This window comes from Pseudochrobactrum algeriensis (assembly GCF_018436245.1).
GTDB lineage: Bacteria > Pseudomonadota > Alphaproteobacteria > Rhizobiales > Rhizobiaceae > Pseudochrobactrum > Pseudochrobactrum saccharolyticum.
Genome location: NZ_CP075361.1, coordinates 100,498 through 124,799, shown reverse-complemented (window position 1 = coordinate 124,799; position 24,302 = coordinate 100,498). Strand labels below are relative to the sequence as shown.

Below are 24,302 nucleotides of genomic sequence, written 5' to 3'. Positions count from 1 at the left end.
CTCACCCACGCATCAACTGGCCCCGACATTATTTGCCCTGAAGTTTCAGAAGCAAATGTCCCATCCCTGGCTTCATTCATGATGAAACGGCAAAAAGCCGTATACCATGCTTTCACACATCCGTGACCGGTAACGTAAATAAGCAAACAACAATAAGTGATGATGCTGCGCTACGTAAAGGCGAATGACATAGAGGTCAACCTGCAACGGGCGATTGTTACAATCTATTCCGCACAGCAGACCAGTCTTTCGCTTTTTAAGGCGCTTATGTTGCAAAACCGGAGTTCTGCAACATGTTCTGGTGCCTCTTACTGCATTAACTGCATAAGATCAATGCGCTTCATCCCAGTTTTGCGCGGCTCTGGCATCAACCTGTAACGGCACAGTCATCGAAACAGCCGGCATTGCCGCATTGACCATCACCTCACGCACCACTTCAATGGTCGCGTCAACCTGTGCGTCATCAACCTCGAAGATCAGTTCGTCATGCACCTGCAACAGCATTTGCGCATCGAGCTTTGCATCTGCCAGTGCCGGTTCCATGCGGATCATCGCACGGCGGATAATATCTGCCGCCGAACCCTGAATAGGCGCGTTAATCGCAGCTCGCTCATTAAACGCCCGCACCTGCGGATTGCTGGCTTTGATCTCCGGATAATGAATGCGGCGGCCGAAAATAGTCTCGACATAGCCTTGTTCACGCGCAGCAGCCTTGGTTGTTTCCATATAATCCTTGATACCGGGGAAACGCTCAAAATAGGTACGGATATAGGAACTTGCCTCTTCACGCGGGATCGACAGCTGATTGGCAAGACCAAAGGCCGAAATACCGTAAATAATGCCGAAATTAATCGCCTTGGCGCGGCGGCGCACTTCAGAAGGCATGCCCTCTACGGGTACGCCGAACATTTCAGATGCCGTCATCGCGTGAATATCGATACCGTCATCAAAGGCTTTTTTCAGCTGCGCAATATCGGCCACATGTGCAAGCACACGCAGTTCAATCTGACTATAATCAGCAGAGATCAGCTTTTTACCCTGCGGCGCCACAAAGGCTGTGCGGATTTTGCGGCCTTCAGCAGTGCGCACCGGAATATTTTGCAGGTTCGGTTCTGACGAAGACAAACGTCCTGTGGTCGTTACCGCCATGGAATAGGAGGTATGCACCCGCTTGGTCTGCGGATGAATATAACCGGGCAGTGCATCCGTATAGGTGGATTTGAGCTTGGTGAGCTGGCGCCAGTCCACAATCTTGCGCGGCAGCTCATGGCCTTCCGCCGCCAGATCTTCCAGCACCTGCGCCGAGGTTGACCATTGTCCGGTTTTAGTTTTGGAACCACCCGGAAGCCCGAGTTTTCCGAACAGAATATCGCCGAGTTGCTTTGGCGAAGCGATATTCATCTTCTCACCGGCAAGCGTGTAAATCTCATCCTCAATGGCCGCAGCCGACTGCGCCAGATCGCCGGAAAGGCGGGAGAGAATTTGGCGATCAACGCTGACCCCACGCTCCTCCATCCGCGCCAGCACTTCGACCAGCGGGCGCTCCAGCCGCTCATAGACCGATGCCATGCCATCCGCAGCCAAACGCGGTTTCAGCACCTGCCACAGGCGCAATGTGACATCGGCATCTTCCGCACCATAGGCGATGGCGCGATCAATCGGCACCATGTCAAATGTCACGGCCGATTTTCCGGTACCCGCTACTTCCTTATAAGGAATTGTTGTGTGACCAAGCCAGCGTTCAGCAAGTGCATCCATGCCATGGGTGCCGGTGCCTGCATCCAGCGCATAGGACAGCAACATCGTGTCATCAAAACGCGCAATATCAATGCCAAGACGATGCATGACCAGCCAGTCATATTTCATATTCTGGGCAATAATCAGCACAGACGGATTTTCCAGCAGACGCTTCAGCTCTGCAAGCGCTGTATCCAGCGGAATCTGCCCTTCAATCAGTCCGCCACCGAGCAGATCACCCTGACCGGATTTATGCGTCAGCGGTACATAACAGGCTTTGCCTGCCGCCAAAGCCAGCGAGAAACCGACCAGTTCCGCCTGCATCGGATCAAGCGAGGTTGTCTCGGTGTCAAAAGCCACAAAACCCTGATCAATCGCCTGATCGATCCAGTCTTTCAGCACCGCAATATCGGTAACGCCAACATAAGCAGAATGATCAATTTTGGCTGATGCGCCTTGCGCTTTGCGCGCTTCCACCAGCGTCTGCGGCCGCATCAGCTGGCCGTTGCTTTCTGCACTTACAGTCGCAACCGCTTTTTCCGGTGCCGAAGCTTCAGCAATATCCGTGCCGCGATCAAGATCGGGACCGCGTGCTTCCGCACCCCATTCTGTCTCCACAGTAATCGGCTCAATTTCCGCCGCAACCGTATCTGTGGCCTCAGCCACACGGCGGGTCAGCGTGGTCAGTTCCATCGCCTTCAGGAAGCCGATCAGCTTCGGTCCGTCCTGAGGTTCCAGCATCAGACCATCAAGATCGACCTCCAGCGGCACATCATTCTTCAATGTCACCAACTGACGCGAAATGCGGGTCTGATCCGCAAAAGCGATAATATTCTCGCGGCGTTTATTCTGTTTAATCTCGGAGGCACGGGCAAGCAGCGTATCCAGATCACCGAATTCTTCCAGCAATTGTGCGGCAGTTTTTGGCCCGATACCCGGAATGCCAGGCACATTATCGGTTGAATCGCCGGTCAGCGATTGCAGGTCGATCATCTTCTCCGGCGGCACACCCCATTTTTCAATCACTTCAGGGATTGAAATCTGCTTGTCCTTCATGCCGTCATACATCGAGACCTGTTCGGTCACGAGCTGCATCAGGTCTTTGTCTGATGAGACGATGGTGACAGTCGCACCGGCCTCTTCGGCAAGTCGGGCATAGGTGGCGATAATATCATCCGCTTCATAGCCTTCTTTTTCGATGCAAGGCAGGTTGAAAGCATGAGTGGCCTGACGGATCAGGCCGAATTGCGGGATCAGATCTTCCGGCGGGGCAGTACGGTTGGCTTTATATTCCGGATAGATTTCCTTACGGAAAGTCTGTGACGAATAATCGAAGATAACCGCAAAATGGGTCGGCACCACGCCGACATCCGTATTGCGCGCATCTTTCAGGAGCTTCCACAGCATGTTGCAGAAACCGGACACCGCACCAACCGGCAAACCGTCTGATTTGCGGGTGAGTGGCGGCAAGGCGTGATATGCGCGGAAAATATAGCCGGAGCCGTCGACGAGGAAGAGATGATCACCTTTTTTCATGGTAAAAGATGTAAAGCATAAGAGCGAAAAAAGAAATCACGCCATATCGCTCGTTACGAAATAATCCTCGCTTATCTTCCGCCCTGTCCGGCGCCCTATAAGCAATAACTTTTTTGTGACTGATACGCCGCGTTTCAGCCCTTGTATTGCCACTTTTTCTGGCCACATTAGCCCTATCGACAACATTGTCGGTTTCCGTTTTTCGGCATGTCCCCCGCCGGAAAACCGGGGTGGTAGCCTCCCCCCCCTCTGGCTGCCACCATTTATTACAAGCCGTTACGGTTCCCCTCACCGTAACGGCTTTTGCTTTTCCGGTTAAAGACAACAATTGCCATTTATTGTTGCGCATTGTGTTTACGCAAAAGCCGTTCCCACTTTTACAGCAAATGCCCGACATCATCCCTGTACAGTCTCCGGCCATTTACGCTAAAACCGTCCGGACTTTAAAAACACATTCATGCTTTGCGAGTCGAAGCATGCTTTTTCATGAGGGTAACATGTCAGCACTTGAACCTGTTCTTCAGCACCTCGATCAGAATCTCGACAACAGTGTCGATCATCTGTTTGATCTTCTGCGCATTAAATCCATTTCGACAGATCCGGCTTTTAAAGCCGACTGCCGCAAAGCTGCGGAATGGCTGGTAGAAGATCTGAAGAGCATTGGCTTTGATGCAAGTGTGCGCGACACATCGGGTCACCCGATGGTTGTTGCCCATCATGAAGGTGCAACGGCAGATGCCCCGCATGTACTGTTTTACGGCCATTACGATGTGCAGCCGGTTGATCCGCTGAATCTCTGGGAAAATGATCCGTTTGATCCTGCGGTTAAAGAAGTTGAAGCCGGCCGTAAAATCCTGACCGGTCGCGGTACATCCGATGACAAAGGTCAGCTGATGACTTTTGTCGAAGCCTGCCGCGCGTATAAAGCAGTCCACGGCCAGTTACCTGTCAAAGTGACCATCTTGTTTGAGGGTGAAGAAGAATCCGGTTCACCATCGCTCAAGCCATTCCTCGACAGCCACAAAGAAGAACTCAAAGCCGACGTGGCTCTGGTTTGCGACACCTCAATGTGGAACCGTGATACACCGGCAATCTGTGTTGGTCTGCGTGGTCTGGTAGGTGAACAGATCACCATTAAAGCCGCTGACCGCGACCTGCATTCCGGTTTCTTCGGTGGCGCAGCAGCCAACCCGCTGCATGTACTGTCAAAAATTCTCGCTGACCTGCATGATGAAACCGGTCGCGTGACCGTAGAAGATTTCTATGACGGCGTGGAAGAAACACCGAGCCAGATTCTCAAATCATGGGAAGGCCTCGGCCGCACCCCTGAGAATTTCCTCGGTCCTATCGGTCTTTCCGTACCATCGGGCGAACAGGGACGCAGCGTTCTGGAACAGACATGGGCGCGCCCGACTGCTGAAGTCAACGGCATGATCGGTGGCTATACCGGTGAAGGTTTCAAAACCGTGATCGCCGCAGAAGCATCGGCCAAAGTTTCCTTCCGCCTCGTACATAAGCAGGATCCGGATAAAGTCCGCGCCAATTTCCGCAAATTTGTCGAAGCCCGTTTGCCTGCCGATTGCCGCGTGGAATTCCACCCGCATGGCGGTTCACCGGCTATCCAGCTTTCCTATGATTCACCGCTGGTGACACAGGCCAAACAGGCTTTGTCCGACGAATGGCCGAACCCTGCGGTGCTGATTGCCATGGGCGGTTCTATTCCGATTGTCGGTGACTTCGACAAATTCCTCGGCATGGATTCCCTGCTGGTCGGTTTCGGCCTTGAAGATGACCGCATCCATTCCCCGAATGAAAAATACGAGCTATCCTCCTTCCATAAAGGCCAGCGTTCATGGGCTAGAATTTTGGCGGCACTTGCCGCCAAGTGAGGCCAGAATTTTGGCGGCAAGTGTCGCCAAGGGGCGCGCATTCTCGCTGCACTTTCAAAGAAATAAGATAACGGAACTTTCAATGACAACTATCCGCGTTCATAAAAACGATCTGCCTGATCTTGATAATTATCAGGTGGATTCCGTCGCTATTGATACGGAAACGCTGGGGCTCAATCCTCTGCGTGACCGTCTGTGCGTTGTGCAGATTTCACCGGGTGACGGCACCGCGGATATTATTCAGATCGAAAAAGGGCTGAAAAAAGCCCCTAATCTGGTCAAGCTGCTCAAAGACCGTTCGATCACTAAAATCTTCCATTTCGGCCGTTTTGATCTGGCAGTGCTGGCACATACATTCGGCGTGATGCCGCAGCCGGTTTTCTGCACCAAGATCGCCTCTAAACTGACCCGCACCTATACGGATCGCCACGGCCTGAAAGAAATCTGCTCGGAGCTTCTGGAAGTATCCATTTCCAAGCAGCAACAGTCTTCTGACTGGGCAGCGGAAACCCTGTCTCAGGCGCAGCTTGAATATGCAGCGTCCGATGTTCTCTATCTGCATCGTCTGAAAAAAGTTCTGGAATATCGTCTGCAACGCGATGGTCGCGAAAAACAGGCTGAAGCCTGCTTTAAATTCCTGCCAACCCGCGCAGAACTTGATCTGATGGGCTGGGACGAACAGGACATTTTCGCCCACGCTTAGAGCATTTCCAGCAAAAGTGCGAAGCGCCTCCGCAGGGAAATCAGTTCGCAGGACTGATTTCTTTTCCTGCTGCGATGCGTCGGATAATGCGTCAAAACAAATAATTACAGCGGTTCCAACAATTCAGCCTTAACTGGAACCGCTGTAAAATTTAAAGCCCGCTTTAAGCGGGCTTTTTATGATCTGTTTTATACACGCACCGGAACAGTCCCGCTGCGGTCTATAATCGCCCATTGCGGCCGTGCGAACAGGAAGCGGCCGTAGCCGGTTTTATCAATCAGCACATAGAGAATGACCGGCAGGATCACGCCCATCGCCATAGTCAGCAGCGAAATCGTGCCGACATCGGTAATGATACCTGTTTTCAGCAGCACTGTGCGGGTGACAGCCATTGGCAGGAAGAATGCCAGATAAACAACAATGGAATGCGCGCCCAGATAGCTAAGCACCCGATGCACAATATTCGCTGAACTTAAACAGGCGAGCAGCGATGATACGCTGATAATCGCCAGCGCGCCGAGGAAGCCGAGGAACAGCGAGACCAGCGGCAATTCGCTATAGCCGCCCAGACCGCCTGCCTGCCATGCCTGTCCGCTCAGCAGCGACTGGCCGAATTCCGGTACAGGTGTGAACACCATCTGATATTCGACAAAAGCCCAGAGCAGCAGACCGGTTACGGCAATCATTTTGTTGCGCGCCACCCATTCAGCCATACGGAAAATCTGCGGTGCCAGTGCATAACCGGCATAGAAATAGACAAAGCGTGAGCAGAATTCGTCAATCATGATCCAGCCGGTATGGATCGGCAGGATTTCCAGAATGGCCAGCATAGTCAATACCAGCCAATGCGGCACCTCACGCATGAAACGTGTCGCCAGAAAGAAAAACGGCAGAATATAAATAAACCACAGCGTGCCAAAAGGCTCGATAAAGGCCATCAGATAAGCACTGACGACAGCGGAAACGCCGCCCTCGGCCATGATGCCCGGTGCTTTAAAAACAAACTGAATGGTCAGCCACAGCACGTAGAAATACAGGAAATGCACGACTTTACGGTCAAGATAGCGCAACCACGATCGGTCGATCACCGCACTCAGAAACAGGCCGGAGATCAGAAAGAAATCCGGCATACGGAACGGTTTGGCAAAGGCGACAACATTATGCATCCAGCCGGTCTGACCGGCGGCCTCTTCCACACCCAGCGTTGAATGCATCATCACAACAAAAATGATGCATATCCCTTTGGCGATATCGACCCAGTCAATCCGTTGTGTCACGCTATACCTATCTGAACCAGTTTAACCTGTTTTCTATAATGAAATATCACAAAAGCTGAATAGTATTTTCGTGTGCAGCCTGCATTAAATGAGCTGGAGCATTTCCAGTTTTAATCAGAATATCAGAATGCTCTGTCCATTTGCTATTACGCGCATCTTTCACCGAAAACCACTGCACGTTTTTCGGGATGCGCTCTTAAGTACACTCTTGAATACAAAGCATAATTTCAAAGCCCTGATGACAGCATTATACTGTTAGCAAAACTTTACTGCTCTTTAAACTGCCTCAATTACGGTGCAAAGCACAGCTATTCAATTTTTTAAGCAGGTTTACCAACGCATATGGCTTCCAGAGATTCAAAAGACCGACGCATAGAACCGTCCTTCGGAAAGCCAGAGACGCCTGCCAATAAAGATGAAATGCGCATTGATGAGAGTGACCGTGTGAATGGCAGCGCGTCCAAAAAACGTGCACCGCGCCCTGAACGCGCTCCCCGAAAATCAAAAAAGCAAGAGCAAGCTTCCGGTTCGTTCCGCTGGCTGCGTCGTCTGTTCTACTGGTCATTTGTCCTGATGTTGTGGGGCGGTATCGCCCTTGCCGGTGTGGTGATCTATATCGCTGCCAAAATGCCGCCGACCAGCGACTGGGCCATTCCTGACCGTCCGCCGAATGTCAAAATCCTCGATGTGAACGGCAAGCTGATTGCCAATCGCGGCACGACCGGTGGCGAGGCTATCGGCTTGCGGGAAATGTCGCCTTTCATTCCGCAAGCGGTCATCGCCATTGAGGACCGGCGTTTCTATTCCCATTATGGTGTTGATCCGATTGGTCTCGGTCGCGCCGTCTTTACCAATATTACCAAAGGTCGTGCAGTACAGGGTGGCTCTACCATCACCCAGCAGCTGGCCAAGAACCTGTTTCTTTCACCGGACAGAACACTGGAACGTAAGGTGCAGGAAGTGATGCTCGCTTTGTGGCTTGAGCATACTTACACCAAAGACCAGATTCTGGAGATGTATCTCAACCGTGTTTATCTCGGCTCCGGGGCCTATGGCGTGGATGCCGCCTCACGGCGCTATTTTGATAAATCTGCCAAGGATGTGAACCTCACCGAAGCCGCCACACTGGCAGGTCTGCTGAAAGCACCGTCACGCCTCTCGCCTGCCCGCGACCCGAAAGCTGCAAATGATCGTGCCAAACTGGTACTGGCTGCCATGCGCGATCAGGGCATGATCGGCCTCAAAGAACAAGCCATTGCCGAAAGTGAACCACCGACACGTGCCGCTGCCTATTGGTCAGGGTCGGAAAATTATGTTGCAGATGCCGTATTGTCGGAACTGCCGAAGCTGATCGGTGAAACCAAAAGCGATGTAACCATTCATACCACTGTTGATCTGGATTTGCAGAAGGTTGGTGAAGAGGCCATTCGTGATCTGATTTCGCAGAACGGCAAGAAAATGGATGTCAGTCAGGGCGCCCTCGTCTCCATTGACGGCACCGGAGCCGTGCGTGCGATGATCGGCGGCTATGACTATGCCAACAGCCAGTTTGACCGCGCGTCGGAAGCCCGCCGTCAACCCGGCTCCACTTTCAAACCGTTTGTCTATCTGACTGCACTGGAACAGGGACGCACACCGGATTCCATCCGCAATGACGCGCCGGTGCGCATCGGCAAATGGACGCCAAGCAATTATAACGGCAAATATTTCGGTGAAGTAACGCTGGCTACAGCTCTGTCTCACTCGCTCAATTCGGTTGCCGCGCAGCTGGTAATGGAAGTCGGCCCGCAGGCCGTGGTCGATACCGCCCATCGTTTCGGTATTCAGTCTGCCCTCACCACCAATGCTTCACTGGCGCTCGGCACCTCGGAAGTCACCCTGATGGAACTGACCGATGCTTTTGTGCCTTTTGCCAATGGCGGCTACCGTGCGCCGGTGCATATGATTACCAAAATCACCGATGGTGATGACAAAACCCTCTATGACTATCCGGCTGAACAACAGCAACGCATCATTACCGAGCAGGTGCTGGGTATGATGAATGCAATGCTGCGCCGCACAGTTGAAGACGGCACAGCAAAACGTGCCAAATTCGGCAACTGGCCGGCAGCAGGCAAAACCGGCACCAGCCAAAGCTCGCGTGATGCATGGTTTATCGGCTATACGGCCAATCTGACCACCGGCGTGTGGTTCGGCAATGATGACGGCAAACCGACCAAGAAAGTCACCGGCGGCGGCCTGCCTGCGATGGCGTGGAAAACCTTCATGACTGCCGCCCACAAAGGTGTACCGGTTGCTGATCTGCCGAGCACTTATGAAATTCAGAATGTGTTGCCGGGTGGTAGCGACGAGCTGCCGGATGCAACGGCCAGTATCGGCCAGCAGCCACCGGCACTGGATAATAGCGGTTATCCGGCCTTACCGGAGAATGATGACACTTACTGGCCACCGGCGCCGGGTGCACCACGCCAGCCTGACGGTGCGCAATTGCCGTCTCAGCAAAATCAGCCTGCGCAACCGCCGATCTCCGTACAGGAAAACCCTGCACCGGTTAGAAATACAGCGCCGCCGGTTCAGGATAATTCAGGCTATCCGACACCTCTGCCTGACAATTCCGGCTATCCGGTACAGACACCACAGGGCAATAATGCACCGCCGCCGGTGGCCGGAGATCCGGCCTATGACGGCCCGCGCCCGCAAGGTGATGTCGGCGGACAACCCGTGCGCAAAAACACGACATTGCTGGACGTGATTATGGGCAACGGGGAATAATCAGAGCGGTTCCAGTTAAGAATGAATCGTAGGAACCGCTCTGTCTATTTGTTTTTACGCATTGTCCTACGCAAAACCGCTTCGCACTTTTGCTGGAAATGCTTATAGCAGTTTCTTCATCGGGAAGGACGGCATGCCAGACCTTCCCGTTTTGGCATCGCCCTCGGGCAAATAACCGAGCTTTTCATAAAACTGTTTTGCTGTGGCCGTGCTGGTCAGACGGCTCACAACCTGCCCCTGCCCTTTCAGCCAGCCTTCAGATACTGCCATCAAAGCTTTACTGACACCGCGATACTGATAATCCGGTGAAACATAATTGAGCAAAACACCGTCCGTTGCCGAGACAGCCGCAACACCGGCAATCCGCCCGTCAATCTCGGCGACAAGATAGACCTGCCCCTCGCGCGCAATCCATGCCCGCAGATTTTCTTCTGTCTTATTGGCAAGCCATTGGCTTAAAATCTGCGGATCATTCTGATGATCTGCGGCACAAAGCTCCGTGATTGAACGGCGCAGCACTGTGCAAACCTTTGCCGCATCTTCTGCTGACGCCACCCTGATCAGCATTTTATTGCTTCGCTCTGAGCGTGCTGCGCACAGACTTATGCCAGCCGTTGATTTTGCGTTTGCGCAACGTCGGCTCCATCAGCGGCTCAAAACGCTGCTGTTGCTGCCAGTCTTTGGCAAAAGCCTGCATATCGCCCCAGAGACCGGCTTTCATACCTGCAAGCCATGCCGCGCCCAGCGCCGTGGTTTCCAGAATAACCGGACGGTCAACCGGCGCGTTGAGAATGTCTGACAGGTTTTGCATCGTCCAGTCGGAGGCAACCATACCGCCATCAACCCGCAGAACAATATCGCTGGTGTCCGTTTTCCAGTCTTTATGCATGGCTTCAAGCAGGTCATGTGCCTGATAAGCAACGGATTCCAGCGCAGCTTTGGAAATCTCGGCGGGCCCCGAATTACGGGTCAGCCCGTAAATCGCGCCACGCGCTTCTGCATCCCAATGGGGAGCGCCCAAGCCCACAAAAGCAGGCACCAGATAGACATCCTGTGTCTCATCGGCTTTGAGCGCCAGCTCACCGGACTCCGCTGCATTTTTGATAATTTTCAAGCCGTCGCGCAGCCATTGCACCGCTGCACCGGCGACAAAGATCGAACCTTCCAGCGCATAAGTCACCTCACCGTTCAGACGATAGGCAATCGTCGTCAGCAAACGGTTGCGCGACAGAACTTTATCCTTGCCGGTATTGAGCAGCGCGAAACAACCGGTGCCGAAAGTCGCCTTCAGCATACCTTTGGCAAAACAAGCCTGACCGATCATTGCCGCGTGCTGGTCACCTGCCACACCGAGGATCGGAATTTCCACGCCCAGCACATCAGCTTTTGTCACTCCGAAATCATCGGCACAGTCTTTTACTTCCGGCAGCATGTTACGCGGAATGTTGAACAGTTTCAGCAGTTCTTCATCCCACTCATTCTTGGCAATATTGAACAGCAGCGTGCGGGAAGCATTAGTGGCATCGGTGGCATGAACCTGACCGCCGGTCAGCCGCCAGATCAGAAAACTGTCGATTGTGCCAAACAGCAGCTCGCCCTTCTCTGCTTTTTTACGCGCACCGGACACTTTGTTGAGAATCCATGCCAGCTTAGTTGCGGAAAAATACGGATCAAGCAACAGGCCTGTCTTACGGCGGATACGCGGCTCAATGCCCTGTTTTTTCAGTTTCAGGCAGTCTTTCTGCGTGCGACGATCCTGCCAGACAATCGCATTATAGACAGGCTTGCCGGTTGTCTTATCCCAGACCACCACCGTTTCACGCTGATTGGTAATGCCGATTGCAGCCACATCTTCCATACTGGCGCTGGCATTTTCAACGGCCTGTTTGCAGGTCGTGACAACACTTTGCCAGATTTCTTCCGGATCGTGTTCGACCCAGCCGGATTTGGGATAATGCTGCGTAAATTCCTTTTGCCCGAGACCGGTGATCTTATGATTTTGATCGAAACAAATGGCTCTGCTGGATGTTGTACCCTGATCGATTGCCAAAATCAGTTTCGACATAAATATCTCCGTTTCTCAAAAGCATCTTTTAAAAAATTATATGCTTGAATCATTCAGTGCCAAATTTAAACACGCCTTGCAAATTTTAAAATCTATAGTGATAGTGTCCACTTAAAATTAGCAATAAAGGCCGATTAAAATGACTGATACGCCTAAAAAAACCATCGTACTGACCGGTGCCAGCCGCGGTATCGGCCATGCAACCGTGAAGCGTTTTTCACGGGCGGGCTGGCGTGTCATTACCTGCTCACGTCAGGATTTTTCCGACAACTGCCCGTGGCCTGCTGGCCCTGAAGATCATATCAAGGTTGATCTGGCTGATCCGGAAGATATCGGTCGTGCAATTTCAGAAATCCGTCGTCGTCTGGAAGACAATGGCGGTCAGCTTAATGCCTTGGTCAACAATGCCGGTATTTCGCCAAAAGGCGCTGGCGGAAGCCGCCTCAATTCCATTGAAACTCAAATGGCCACTTGGCGCGATGTGTTTCAGGTAAACTTCTTTGCACCGATCATGCTGGCGCGTGGTTTGTTCAAAGAACTGGAAGCAGCGCAGGGCTCGGTGGTCAATGTCACCTCGATTGCCGGAAGCCGCGTGCATCCTTTTGCCGGTACCGCCTATGCAACCTCGAAAGCAGCGCTTGCCGGTCTGACCCGTGAAATGGCCTCGGATTTCGGCCCGCATGGTATCCGCGTCAATGCGATTGCACCGGGCGAAATTGAAACTTCCATCCTGTCACCGGGCACAGAAAAACTGGTGGAGCAGATGCCTCTGCGCCGCCTCGGCCAGACATCGGAAGTGGCTGAAACCATCTATTTCCTCTGCACTGAAGCCTCATCCTACGTGACCGGCTCGGAAATCCACATCAATGGCGGTCAACACGTTTAAGGGTGAGAGCATGATCCTCTCCTGCGGAGAAGCGCTGATTGATATGCTGCCACGCGAAACACAGAGCGGCGAGACCGGCTTTGTGCCGCATGCAGGCGGCTCCGTGTTCAATACAGCCATTGCCATTGGCCGGTTGGGTGCAAAGGCCGGATTTTTTTCCGGCCTGTCGTCTGATTTTCTCGGGCAAATCCTGCGCGATACACTGGAAAAATCCCGCGTTGATACGCGGTTTTGTGCAGTCTCGGATCAACCGACAACGCTTGCCTTTGTGCGGCTGAATAATGGCCAGGCGAGTTATAATTTCTACGATGAGAATACTGCCGGACGTTTGCTCAGTGAGGCGCAACTGCCGGTACTGGATGATAATGTCAGCGCCCTGATGTTTGGCGGTATCAGCCTCATTCCCGAACCTTGCGGCAGTACTTATGAAGCGCTGATGCAGCGGGAAGCGCCAAACCGTGTGACAATGCTCGACCCGAATATCCGCCCGAATTTTATTCCGGACAAAGCCGCCCATCTGGCGCGGATCAAGCGGATGATTGCACTGGCTGATATTGTCAAAGTGTCAGATGAAGACCTGCTCTGGTTTGATGAAGGCACGGATCATGATGCGATTATCCGCAACTGGCTGGCTACAGAAGGACAGAACGGACCTAAAATCATCATCGTCACCAAAGGCGCGGATGGTGCAGTGGCCTATGCGGCTTGCGGTAAAATCAGTGTCGGTGGCGAAAAAGTCACCGTGGCCGATACAGTCGGTGCCGGTGATACGGTCAATGCCGGTGTGCTGGTGAGCCTTGAAAAACAAGGCCTGCTGAATAAGCAATCCCTTGCGGCCATCTCGCAAGAACAGCTGACCGAAGCCATCGCCTTTGGCATCAAAGCCGCTGCGATTACCGTATCGCGTGCCGGTGCCAATCCGCCATGGGATTATGAAATCACTTGATATGGAAAAGGCGGCTTTCTTAAAAAGCCGCCTTTTGTATTTTAAACCCGCACTTCCTGTGTAACGCGATCTTCACCGCCGAAAAACTCGATATAGCGTTTCACCGCCTCCGGATCGCCGGTGGCTTTTGACGGATTATCCGAGAGTTTCACCGCCGGACGGCCATTTGCGTCAATCACCTTACAGACCAGTGAAATGGCTCCTAGTCCTGAAACGTGTTTCGGTGCGCAACCGATGAAATCATTGGTGAGATTGGTGCCCCAACCAAAGCTCATCCGCACACGGCCTTCAAAGTGGCGGTAGGTTTCTTCAATCGTATCCACGTCCAGTGCGTCGGAGAAGATCAGCAATTTCTCACGCGGGTCTTTGCCCTTTGATTTCCACCATTCAATAATCCGCTCTCCGCCCTCAATAGGCGGTGAGCTGTCAGGGCGGAAACCTGTCCAGTCGGCAACCCAGTCCGGTGCATCGCGCAGGAATGCTGTTGTGCCGAATGCATCAGGCAGTACGATCAAAAGATTGCCGCCATAATAACGGTTCCAGTCCTGCAACACGCGGTAAGGTGCCGAGCGTAATTCTTCATCCGTATCGGCCATAGCTGCCAGCACCATCGGCAATTCATGGGCATTGGTACCGAGCGCTTCCAGATCAGTGTCCATCGCCAGAAGCACATTGCTGGTGCCGGTAAAGGCATCGCCGATGCCTTCTTTCAGCGCTTCCACACACCAGCGCTGCCAGAGGAACGAATGACGGCGGCGGGTGCCGAAATCAGAGATTTTCAGATCCGGCAATTGGCGCAGACGATCAACCTTGCCCCACATTTTGGCTTTGGCACGGGCATAAAGCACATCCAGCGCGAAAGGCCCGAGAGACTTCATCGCTGCGCGGGAGCGCAATTCATTGATAATCGCCAGTGCGGGAATTTCCCACATTGTCGTATGCGTCCACGGCCCGTGGAAATGCAGTTCATATTGCCCGTCACGGCGTGTCAGCTCATATTCCGGCAGCTGGAATGTGCTGAGCCATTGCAGGAATTCCGGCGCAAAAATCTGCTTGCGGCCATAGAATGTATTACCGGCCAACCAGATCATTTCCTTTTTGGTCATACGCAATGAACGGGCATGGTCAAGCTGCGCACGCAACTCACCTTCATCAATCTCATCGGCAAGCCGCACAGTTTTCGAGCGGTTAATCAGCGAGAAAGTAGCATCCACCTGCGGATACAGCCCCCAGATCATTTGCAGCATCAAAAGCTTATAAAAATCCGTATCCAGCAGACTGCGAACAATCGGATCCAGCTTCCACGTATGGTTATAAACGCGCTGCGCAATATCTGTTCTGGTCATGCCAGATGTCCTTATCTGATCCGATGAGATTTATTCTCATCCTGAGCATCATTCTTGTTGGACAGACCATAAGCAGAATTCAGCAAAAATAAAGGGCGATGATTGCTCACCGCCCTTTATTTAAAGTTTCTGTTTAGTCTGACTTATTTCAGTTCAAGCACAATCTCGTGCTGTCCCTGCGTTGTCAGTGCAATACCGGCATCGCGTTTTTTGACTGCTTTGCCGTCCACTTTCAGACTGTCCCGACCGGCTTTATTGCGCACTGTGATTTTATACAGTGCTTCACCATGACGGTAATCCAGTTCAAAACCATCCCAGTCAGACGGCAGTACCGGATTGAGGAACAGCGCATTGCCGCGCTTGCTCAAGCCGAGAATACCTTCTGTCGCCACGCGGTAGAACCAGCCGGCAGAACCGGTATACCATGTCCAGCCACCCTGACCGCGACGTGGTTCAACAGAATAAATATCCGCTGCAATCACATAAGGCTCGACACGATAGGTCTCAGGATTTTCGCCGTGATGCACCGGATTAATCAGCGAGAACAGCTTGTAAGCCTCATCACCACGGCCAAGTTTGGTCAGCGCCATGATCGCCCATGTGGCACCATGGGTATATTGCCCGCCATTCTCACGCACACCACGCGGATAGCCTTTAATATAACCCGGCTCATGTTCGGTCTTGTCAAATGGCGGAGTGAACAGACGCAGCAAGCCGCCCTCTTCATCCAGCAAGTGCTTTTCAAGCGAAGCCATTGCTTGGGTCGCACGCGTCGGATCAGCAATACCGGACAACACAGCCCAGCTCTGGGCAATCGCATCAATCTGGCATTCGCCACTCAGGTGCGATCCGAGCGGTGCGCCGTCATCGAAATAACCGCGACGATACCATTCGCCATCCCAGCCATGATCTTCCAGCGCCTTGTTCAAAGCATCCAGATGCTGCTGCATAGCTTCCGCACGCTTTTTATCGCCGCGTGCTGTCGCTAAAGGAATAAACTGCTGCAATGTATAGCTCAGGAACCAGCCGAGCCAGACGCTCTCGCCTTTACCTTCAACACCGACAAGATTCATACCGTCATTCCAGTCGCCGCCAAGGATCAGCGGCAGACCGTGCTGTCCGGAGCGTTGCATGGCCAGTTCCAGCCCTTTCACGCAATGCTCATAGACCGTGTCGGTTTTGTCCGAGACCTCCGGCTGATAGAAAGCGTCATGTTCGCCCTCGCCCAAAGCACGGCCCTGCAGATAAGCAACGTCCTCATCAAGCACCGCCAGATCGCCGGTCACCTGCGTATAGAGCGTTGCCGCATAGGACAGCCACACCACATCATCGGAGATCAGTGTGCGCACGCCTGCTCCGGTAACCGGCAGCCACCAATGCTGCACATCGCCTTCCGCAAACTGACGACCGGCAACATTGAGCAATTGCTTACGTGCCAAGTGCGGATCAAGCATCAGCAGTGACAGCGTGTCCTGCAACTGATCGCGGAAACCATAGGCACCGCTGGCCTGATAGAACGCCGCACGCGCCAGAATGCGCGAAGCCATGCTCTGATAAGGCAGCCAGCGATTGACCATCAGATCGAAAGAGCGATCCGGCGTTTTCACCTGCAATGGCGCTGTAAAATTCTGCCATTGCTCGGAAGTGCGTGCCAGCAGATCATCCATATCCAGACCACGGCTATAGGTAATCAGTCCCTGTGCTGTCTCTTCATCTTTGGCATTGCCAAGAATGAACAGAATGTCTTTGGTCTGTCCTGCACTCAGTTCCAGATCATAGCTCAGAGCCGCGCAAGGATCACGTCCGGCCTCGACTGTGCCAGACAGGGACTTGCCCTGCATCACACTGTCCGGTTCGGTAACGGAACCGGTGACACCGATAAATTCCTGCCGGTCAGAAGTGACTGATGCCGGCAGAATATTGGCTGTCAGGAAAGCGACCTGACCTGCCTTGTCGGTGTGATAAGGGTTACGGGCAAAGAGCGCGCCCAGCTCCTCGTCAAAACGCGGCACAATATAAGCGGCATTTTTAGCACGGACATTGCCCAGCACCCATTCCGCATAATTATAGAGCCGCAGACGTTTCATCGACTGGCCGCGATTGACAAGCCGCAGGCGCGTGAGACGCACCGGCTTGTCCGGATCAACCGCCATTGTCAGCTCGCAGAGCACATCGCCATGTTTGGACGTGAACGTGCTGAAGCCCTGACCGTGACGCGCTTCATAGGTCACGTCTGCATCACGAATGACATTAGCCGCAGGTGCAAAAACCTTACCGCTGTCACGATCCGCGATATAAAGCGCCTCGCCCGGCAGATTCGAAACCGGATCATTTGACCAAGGGGTCAGCTGATAATCACGGCTGTTACCGCTCCATGTGAAAGCGGAACCTTCCGCTGAAACATGGAAACCGAATTCCGCATTGGCAATCACATTGATCCACGGATGCGGCGTTGTACGGTCGCCATTGAGACGCACAACATAATTGCCGTCTGTATCAAAACCGCCATAGCTGTTCCAGAATTCCAGCCCGTCACCGGAAACCGGCTTATTTGTTATAGACTGACGCGGAGCCACACCCGGCAATTTAGCGATAGCTTTTACACCATCACCGCTTTGCTGTGCGGCATCAGCTTCTGCAGCCAGACGGCTGTCGCGGCGGTTCAGACGCGGATCAGCACTTTCCGGTTTGGTTTCTTTGCGATGTGCCAGATCAACCGAAAGTTCCTGAATACGCTTGAGTTGCTCTGCCAGAGAGCCGTTTTGCGCATGCATAACAATCCGTGCAGCAGCCAGCAGCGTATTATAGGACGCCTCGCTCATCTGATCGCGGCGCACCGTGAAGATGTGCTGTTTCTGTCCCTGATGCTGCGAACGGACACGGAAACTTTCCGTCAGCCATTCAACTGCACGCTGGGTATCCTGCGCATAGGAAAATGCCCGTTCATTGATCACCACCACATCAACGGTGAGACCTTTTTCGCGCCAGTATTCCTGTGCTTTCAGCACACCGCGCAGCACTTCAAGATCAGCCTCATTATCAATCCGCAGCACGAAAATCGGATCATCGCCGGAAATCGACAATGGCCAGAGATCAGACTGAGCACCAAGCCCCGCAGCAATCACTTCTGACGGCTGGCGCAAAGCGCGATCCGGATAGATCAGATAGGCAGCGGTTTTCTGGTAATCTGTCGCCTCAGCCGGTTTGATACCGACATGATGCAGACGCACCTGCGAACGTGTCCATGACAGCGTATATTCACGGGCAAAAGCTTCCGGATAACGCAGAACCGCCGCTTTTTCTTCCAGATAAGAGCGCGAACCGCCTGCCAGTGTCCAGAACACCAGCGACACTTTTTTATGCGCCGGAACACGGACACGGGTGCGCAATGAGGCAACCGGATCAAGCACCGTGCCCTGACTGCCGGTAAACTTCATCTCCGGGTCGAAAGCCGCCGGATTACGCAGGGTACGGCCACGGCCGATAAAGACACGGCGGTCGGTTTCGGCTTCCGTTTCACGCACAGCGCCCGACAGATCGGTCACGAAATGCGCCACATGCACTTCCGTGTCTGACGGTGCGCGTTTGCGCCGTTTAGCATAGATTGTTGTGCCGTCCGGTGCGATTTCCGTTTCCACAAACATCTTGGCAAAAGCCGGATGTGCATCATCCGTGTCCGGATTATTCAGCACCAGCTCCGCATAGGATGTGACCTCGATCACACGGTCGCGCGAACTGGTATTGATAATATCAATCCGGCGTCCTTCACCATCGACATCGGTAGTGACAATGGTTTCCACCACAGTCTTGATATCGCCGGAGGTCTTGTAGAATTCAGCTTTATCTTCCGTGAACACCGTTTTGGTTTCTGTTTCCAGATGGCGCGACGGCTCACTGGTCGCCGACCACCAGCGTCCGCTTTCAATATCACGCAGGAACAGGAAGCTGCCCTGCATGCCTTCAGACGCATCGGGCTGGAAGCGGGTGATCGCCAGATCATGCCAGCGGCTGTAGCCATTACCGGCAGCCGTCAGCATCAGCGAATACTGACCATTGGACATCAGATGCACACTGCGTGGTGCTTTCAACGGCTCTTCGATAATGCGCATCGGCGCTTCATCAAAGGCACCGCTGTCCACACGCATCGGATTTTCCGTCTTGGCATAAACCATCGGAATTTCACGCGGTGCTTTTTCCTGCAACAGCAGTTCAGCCGCTTCAATCACCGGATCGGAATGGAAACGGCTGCGCATACGACCATCAAAAATCACATTATTGACCGCGATAATCGACATGCCGTGGTGATGCGCATAATAGTTTTTCACCACAGCGCATTTTTCACCTTCGCGCACACGCGACGGAGTGAAATCCACGGCATCGTGGAAACCGTAACGCCCCAAAGCGCCGAGCTTCTGCAAGGTCTTCAGGTTGGAAACCGCATCAGCAGGGCGATATTGCGAAGCCAAAAGGCTCGCATAAGGTGCAATCACCGCATTACGTGACAGACCGCGTTGCAGACCCAGTTTCGGCACACCGAAATTGGAATATTGGTAATTCATCTGCGGATCGCGGGCATTATAGGCTGCTTCCGAGATCCCCCAAGGCAGACCGCGCGAGGTGGCATATTCGATCTGACGCTGCACGACCAGCTTGTTGGTCTGGTCAAGAAGCGAGCCAAGCGGCTCATTCATCACCAGCGGCGGCATCAGATATTCGAACATTGAGCCTGACCAGGACAGCAGAGCGCCTTTCCAACCAACCGGCACCAGCAGGCGGCCAAGTTTGAACCAATGTTCTACCGGCACATCACCCTTGGCAATCGCAAACAGGCTGGCAAGACGGGCTTCCGAAGCCAGAAGATCGTAGCAACTCTCATCCAGCTCGTTTTCCTGCACGCGGAAACCAATCGACAGCAGACGGCGTTCCTTGCGCTCAAGGAAGCCGAATTCCATGTCAAAGGCCAGTTGGCGGGAACGGCTGGCAAGGCTCTGCAACTGCATGCGCAGTTCTTCAGCATTATGCTCGCCGATCGCATCATCCGTATGGGCTTTACAGGTAGCAACCAGTGTACGTGCCCATTCCAGCGCTTCCTGCGATTGGGTGGTTTCCAGCTCGTCATCCAGTTCCAGCGCCAGTTTTTCAATATCCTTGGCGAAGAGTGAAATATTGATGGTGCGGAAAGAGGCGGTTTCCGGCTCCTCGCGGAAGGAACGCACAGCACGGCGGAAATTGGCAATCCGCTCTTCCAAACGGCGACGCAGTGGTCGCAGAATACGGCGATCATCCGGAATGGCAGCAATTGCCTCTTCCAGAATGTCGTTAACGTCGAGAATACCTTCAAAATCGCCCTGCAGATAGACGGAAGGTGCCTGCGCCCATTCTTCCAGCGCCGAAGACAGTGTAACCAGATGACCGGCCAGATTGCCGCTATCCACTGCCGACACGTAAAGCGGCTGCAATGGTTTCAGCGTATCAGTCTCATACCAGTTATAGAGATGGCCGCGGAATTTCTCCATCTTCTCCAACGTATCCAGCGTCTGGCCGATACGGGTCAGCGTATCGTTGAAGCCGATCCAGCCGAAATCACGCGCCGAAATCACAGAGAGGAAATAGACGCCGATATTGGTCGGGGATGTGCGCATTGCCACAATACCCACCGGATCTTCCTGATAATTATCCGGCGGCAGATGGTTGCCTTCCTCATTGGTGAAGGCTTCGAAATAGCGCCATGTACGGCGGGCATAGCGGCGCAGATCGCCTTTATCGCTGGAGCGGACTTCCAGCGTATCCTGCGGCTTGGCCGAGCGGCTCACTGCCCATGCGATCCACGGCGAGGCAATCCAGATCACAGCAAAAGGCACGGCAATCAGTACGGCTTTGCTGCCAAACAGCACTGGAAGCAGGAATGCCAATGCACCGATCAGCAGCGACGGCCACATCAGGCGCACATAGAAATCCAGCGTATTGGAAGACTTCATCTGCGCGGCCGCACGCCACGCCAAAAGATAACGGCGGGAGACAAACAGACGATAGAAAGTACGGACAATCGCATCGCCCATCAGCGTTGCGCTATGGGCAATAAAGCTGAGACGCAGCGCCATATCCGCAAAAGCCAGCGTCACATCAGTCAGCACCGACTGAGCATGGCCTTTCAGCGAATAATCCATATTCACCGGAATAAGATTGGTGACGATGCCGAAAATCATCGGCACGAACATCGCCAAAATCAGGAACAGCTGCCAGATGGTAGCAACGCCGAGCGGCAGCAAACACCAGCCGGCAAAAGACGCAATCACCCACATGATCGGGTTGAGCGAACGACGCAGGTTATCGGCCATTTTCCAGCGGGTGACATTGCTGACACCTTTGCCGGTTGAGAACAGAAACGGCAACAACTGCCAGTCACCACGCGCCCAGCGGTGATGACGGGAAATATCAACATTATAGCCGGTCGGGTAATCTTCCACGACCTCGACATCGCTGGCAAGCGCACAACGGGCATAACCGCCTTCGAGCAGATCGTGGCTGAGAACTGTATTTTCCTCAATCTTGCCCTGCATCACCTTTTCAAAGGCATCAACATCATAGAGGCCTTTACCGGTGAAAGTGCCTTCGCCAAGCAGATCCTGATAGACATCGGAAACAGCAAAGACATAAGGGTCGATACCACGATTAGCGGAGAAGACGCGCTGCAGGAAAGACGCATCGTCGCCGGTGGTCAGTGACGGGGTAACACGCGGCTGCAAAATACCGTAACCGCTGGTAATGCGGCCGGTTTTCTCATCAAAGACCGGATGATTGAGCGGATGCGACAGCTTACCGACCAGATTGGTTACCGATTGCGGTGTCAGACGGGTATCAGAATCCAGTGTCATCACATAGCGGATATCACGCGGCAACGGCACATCCGACGGGAAGAAACTGGTATCATGGTCGCCACGCAGCAGCAGATTCAGCTCATGCAGCTTACCGCGCTTGCGCTCCCAGCCCATCCAGCAACCCTGTGACGGATTGTAAAGACGGCGGCGATGCAGGAAGAAGAACCGCGCCTGACCATTGGTGGCATAATCCTCTCCGGCATAATGCGCATTAAGCCTTGCGACTTCCTCGCGGGCATAATCCAGCACTTCCATATCGGCAGGCGTGACTTCGACATTGCTGTCTGTCCAATCACTGACAATCGCAAAATAGACCTCACCGCGCGGATTGGTCAGATAATGCACTTCGAGATTGCGGATATGTTCATCCACACTGTCGCGCGAATTGATCAGCGTCGGCACGGCTACCAGCGTGCGGGCATCGGCAGGCAGACCGTCGCGATATTCATAACCGACAAGACGGTTCGGCTGCACAAACCACGGCACCAGCGAATTAAACAGGCCAAGTGAGGCTTCATAGGCAGGGAACAGCGCGAGGATAGTGAAAAGCAGCTGTTCGCTCTCGCCAAAACCGATGCGACCCATGCCGGTATAAACCAGCACCAGCAGGCCGATGGTCATTGCCCAGACCGGTGCAGCAATCCCCCACAGGCCAAGCCCGCGATAGAGACGCAGCAGGCGCGATGACAAAGGCGGGGTATAACCGCAAATCTGTTCCAGCTCGGTGCGGGCATTGCCGCTCAGATAATAGGCAATCGCACCGCTTTGTTCACGCTCGGTGATTTTATGCTCACGCAGCGATTTTTCACGCGCCAGCCGCAGAGCCGTATTGGTCACCTCAATTTCCGTCATACGGGAATTACGCGCGATCTTTTCAATGGTCACGCGATAGCTGTTGCGTGAAGCGAAATCGAGATTTTCGAAATCGCTGTTCTCGCGCAGGATCGCATCCATAATGCTGACAGTCTCAACCCATGAGGTCCAGTCCACGTCATCAATGGTTTTGAGCGAGCGGATAATATTGCCCATGGTCATACCGCCGGTGGACTGGCGGGAGTGTTCCTCGACAATAATCTCCTCAACATCGCGTCCGGAGGCTTCAAGCTGGGCTTCCAGCCATTCAATCGCCGGTCCGGTAGCCGTGGATGCACTGCGCAAACGATAAAGCAGATGCGTGGCGAAAGTGCCGTCGCGAGCCGGTTCGCTATATTCTGTCAGGATGGATTGCAGCTCTTCCGGTGAAGAGGCGACCACAATCTTGTCCGCCACGCGATTGGCGAAATTGCGCATCGCACGGGCGCGCTCAACACGCAGCGCCAAACGGCGGGCATTTTCCACCAGCATGAAACGAATAACAGATGGCAGTGCCCATAATTCACCGATGCGCAGCGGCTCCACACTCTGGAAACCGTCGATCAGTGCTTTCAGGCTTTTGAGCGAGAAACCACTGTCGCTATGGGCAACATAGAGCCATGCCAGTGCGAAAACCCGCGGCAGGCCTTCGGTGCTCAGATTGGCAGAGGCATCGGTGTTTTTTGATACAGCACCATCCGGATGAATATTGGCTGCCAGCGGCAACTGGCGCAAAAACTTGTCCGGCAAATCGCGGCGTGCCTGCTGCATGCTTTTATCGACAACGTAATAATTGTCGAGCAGCCACTGGGCAGCCGGCGTAATCGTCTCGCCGTTACGCGATGCCGCATCGGATGAGCGATAGGCATGCAGGATCAGACCGGCATTTTCTGCAAGCCGTTTGTTAAAGTCGAATTTCTCATAATCGGGCAGGCGCACGGCTTCATTGCGGGCCAGCGCCGCAGCGAGCAGTTGTAATTCTTCTGGTGTTTTATAATGCCCCCTGATTGGCAAAGGCAAAACCGGCAAAAGGCGGTCAGCAACAGGGCGGGAAAACAACGATGAAAGAGAGAAAGACAAAGCCGGCATATGCCTTTTACAGCCTTTTATAAGATTTAAGTTCCGCTACGGATGGTCAGATTTGCCATATCCGCAAACACATGCTTCAGATCCCGTGAATTTCATGAAGATTCACGCATGACCGGTGGTGTTAAACAGTTATGACCAAATTACGTCCGCAAAGAATGCCATGGTCGAATTTGGTAAAATCGCAAAGCACAAATCATAGCTGATTTTAACTTTACGTTATAAAAATCAACAGGCTACCCTCTGCAATTTGCGTTCCGACAATGCGCAAGCCCTGACAAAGCTGGGGCAGCACGCTTTGATATAATGCCAGAGGGTGAGAAAAGTTG

Annotated in this window: 11 protein-coding genes; 5 read left to right on the top strand and 6 right to left on the bottom strand. The window is 53.4% G+C overall.

Annotation, left to right across the window (positions count from 1 at the left end; genetic code table 11):
* Positions 1-330 precede the first annotated feature (330 nt).
* The gene (polA, locus tag KHQ09_RS02750) at positions 331-3,273 is read right to left on the bottom strand and encodes a DNA polymerase I (RefSeq protein ID WP_213596140.1); all 2,943 of its coding nucleotides are present in this window, start codon (positions 3,271-3,273) and stop codon (positions 331-333) included.
* A gap of 497 nt (positions 3,274-3,770) precedes the next feature.
* On the opposite strand from polA, the gene KHQ09_RS02745 reads away from it, so the two are divergent.
* Together KHQ09_RS02745 and KHQ09_RS02740 are read left to right on the top strand one after the other, a co-directional pair.
* On the top strand, positions 3,771-5,162 hold the full coding sequence (locus tag KHQ09_RS02745) for a dipeptidase (RefSeq protein WP_213596138.1): 1,392 nt from the start codon (positions 3,771-3,773) through the stop codon (positions 5,160-5,162).
* 82 nt (positions 5,163-5,244) lie between these two features.
* On the top strand, positions 5,245-5,865 hold the full coding sequence (locus KHQ09_RS02740) for a ribonuclease D (RefSeq protein WP_075654058.1): 621 nt from the start codon (positions 5,245-5,247) through the stop codon (positions 5,863-5,865).
* 188 nt (positions 5,866-6,053) lie between these two features.
* Here the strand turns inward: KHQ09_RS02740 and KHQ09_RS02735 are convergent, their stop codons facing one another.
* Positions 6,054-7,082, bottom strand: a complete 1,029-nt coding sequence (locus KHQ09_RS02735) for an acyltransferase family protein (protein ID WP_213599748.1) — start codon at positions 7,080-7,082, stop codon at positions 6,054-6,056.
* A 402-nt stretch (positions 7,083-7,484) separates the two neighbouring features.
* On the opposite strand from KHQ09_RS02735, the gene KHQ09_RS02730 reads away from it, so the two are divergent.
* Positions 7,485-9,914: a transglycosylase domain-containing protein gene (locus KHQ09_RS02730; protein ID WP_213596136.1), complete on the top strand. Its 2,430-nt coding sequence runs from the start codon at positions 7,485-7,487 to the stop codon at positions 9,912-9,914.
* A gap of 102 nt (positions 9,915-10,016) precedes the next feature.
* Here the strand turns inward: KHQ09_RS02730 and KHQ09_RS02725 are convergent, their stop codons facing one another.
* Complete coding sequence (locus KHQ09_RS02725; RefSeq protein WP_213596134.1) at positions 10,017-10,481, bottom strand: GNAT family N-acetyltransferase; 465 nt, start codon at positions 10,479-10,481, stop codon at positions 10,017-10,019.
* A gap of 1 nt (position 10,482) precedes the next feature.
* Complete coding sequence (gene glpK, locus KHQ09_RS02720) at positions 10,483-11,979, bottom strand: glycerol kinase GlpK (RefSeq protein ID WP_213596132.1); 1,497 nt, start codon at positions 11,977-11,979, stop codon at positions 10,483-10,485.
* A 139-nt stretch (positions 11,980-12,118) separates the two neighbouring features.
* Here glpK and KHQ09_RS02715 point away from each other — a divergent pair, with 139 nt between their 5' ends.
* The gene (locus tag KHQ09_RS02715) at positions 12,119-12,865 is read left to right on the top strand and encodes an SDR family NAD(P)-dependent oxidoreductase (protein ID WP_022711309.1); all 747 of its coding nucleotides are present in this window, start codon (positions 12,119-12,121) and stop codon (positions 12,863-12,865) included.
* Positions 12,866-12,875: 10 nt separating this feature from the next.
* Entirely contained in the window at positions 12,876-13,811 is a 936-nt protein-coding gene (locus KHQ09_RS02710) for a carbohydrate kinase family protein (protein ID WP_213599746.1), read from the top strand.
* A 41-nt stretch (positions 13,812-13,852) separates the two neighbouring features.
* On the opposite strand, the gene pncB is transcribed toward KHQ09_RS02710, so the two are convergent.
* Positions 13,853-15,157 carry a nicotinate phosphoribosyltransferase gene (pncB, locus tag KHQ09_RS02705; RefSeq protein WP_075654053.1) on the bottom strand — a complete coding sequence of 435 codons (1,305 nt, stop codon included), beginning with the start codon at positions 15,155-15,157 and terminating at the stop codon, positions 13,853-13,855.
* 143 nt (positions 15,158-15,300) lie between these two features.
* Positions 15,301-23,976 (bottom strand): glycoside hydrolase family 94 protein, encoded by an 8,676-nt coding sequence (locus KHQ09_RS02700; RefSeq protein WP_213596130.1) that lies wholly within the window; start codon positions 23,974-23,976, stop codon positions 15,301-15,303.
* Between the last annotated feature and the right edge of the window lie 326 nt (positions 23,977-24,302).

Bases quoted from the DNA above. Each gene is read 5' to 3' on its own strand.
- polA (WP_213596140.1), bottom strand. From the start codon at position 3,273: ATGAAAAAAGGTGATCATCTCTTCCTCGTCGACGGCTCCGGCTATATT.
- KHQ09_RS02745 (WP_213596138.1), top strand. From the start codon at position 3,771: ATGTCAGCACTTGAACCTGTTCTTCAGCACCTCGATCAGAATCTCGAC.
- KHQ09_RS02740 (WP_075654058.1), top strand. From the start codon at position 5,245: ATGACAACTATCCGCGTTCATAAAAACGATCTGCCTGATCTTGATAAT.
- KHQ09_RS02735 (WP_213599748.1), bottom strand. From the start codon at position 7,082: ATGATGCATTCAACGCTGGGTGTGGAAGAGGCCGCCGGTCAGACCGGC.
- KHQ09_RS02730 (WP_213596136.1), top strand. From the start codon at position 7,485: ATGGCTTCCAGAGATTCAAAAGACCGACGCATAGAACCGTCCTTCGGA.
- KHQ09_RS02725 (WP_213596134.1), bottom strand. From the start codon at position 10,481: ATGCTGATCAGGGTGGCGTCAGCAGAAGATGCGGCAAAGGTTTGCACA.
- glpK (WP_213596132.1), bottom strand. From the start codon at position 11,979: ATGTCGAAACTGATTTTGGCAATCGATCAGGGTACAACATCCAGCAGA.
- KHQ09_RS02715 (WP_022711309.1), top strand. From the start codon at position 12,119: ATGACTGATACGCCTAAAAAAACCATCGTACTGACCGGTGCCAGCCGC.
- KHQ09_RS02710 (WP_213599746.1), top strand. From the start codon at position 12,876: ATGATCCTCTCCTGCGGAGAAGCGCTGATTGATATGCTGCCACGCGAA.
- pncB (WP_075654053.1), bottom strand. From the start codon at position 15,157: ATGACCAGAACAGATATTGCGCAGCGCGTTTATAACCATACGTGGAAG.
- KHQ09_RS02700 (WP_213596130.1), bottom strand. From the start codon at position 23,976: ATGCCGGCTTTGTCTTTCTCTCTTTCATCGTTGTTTTCCCGCCCTGTT.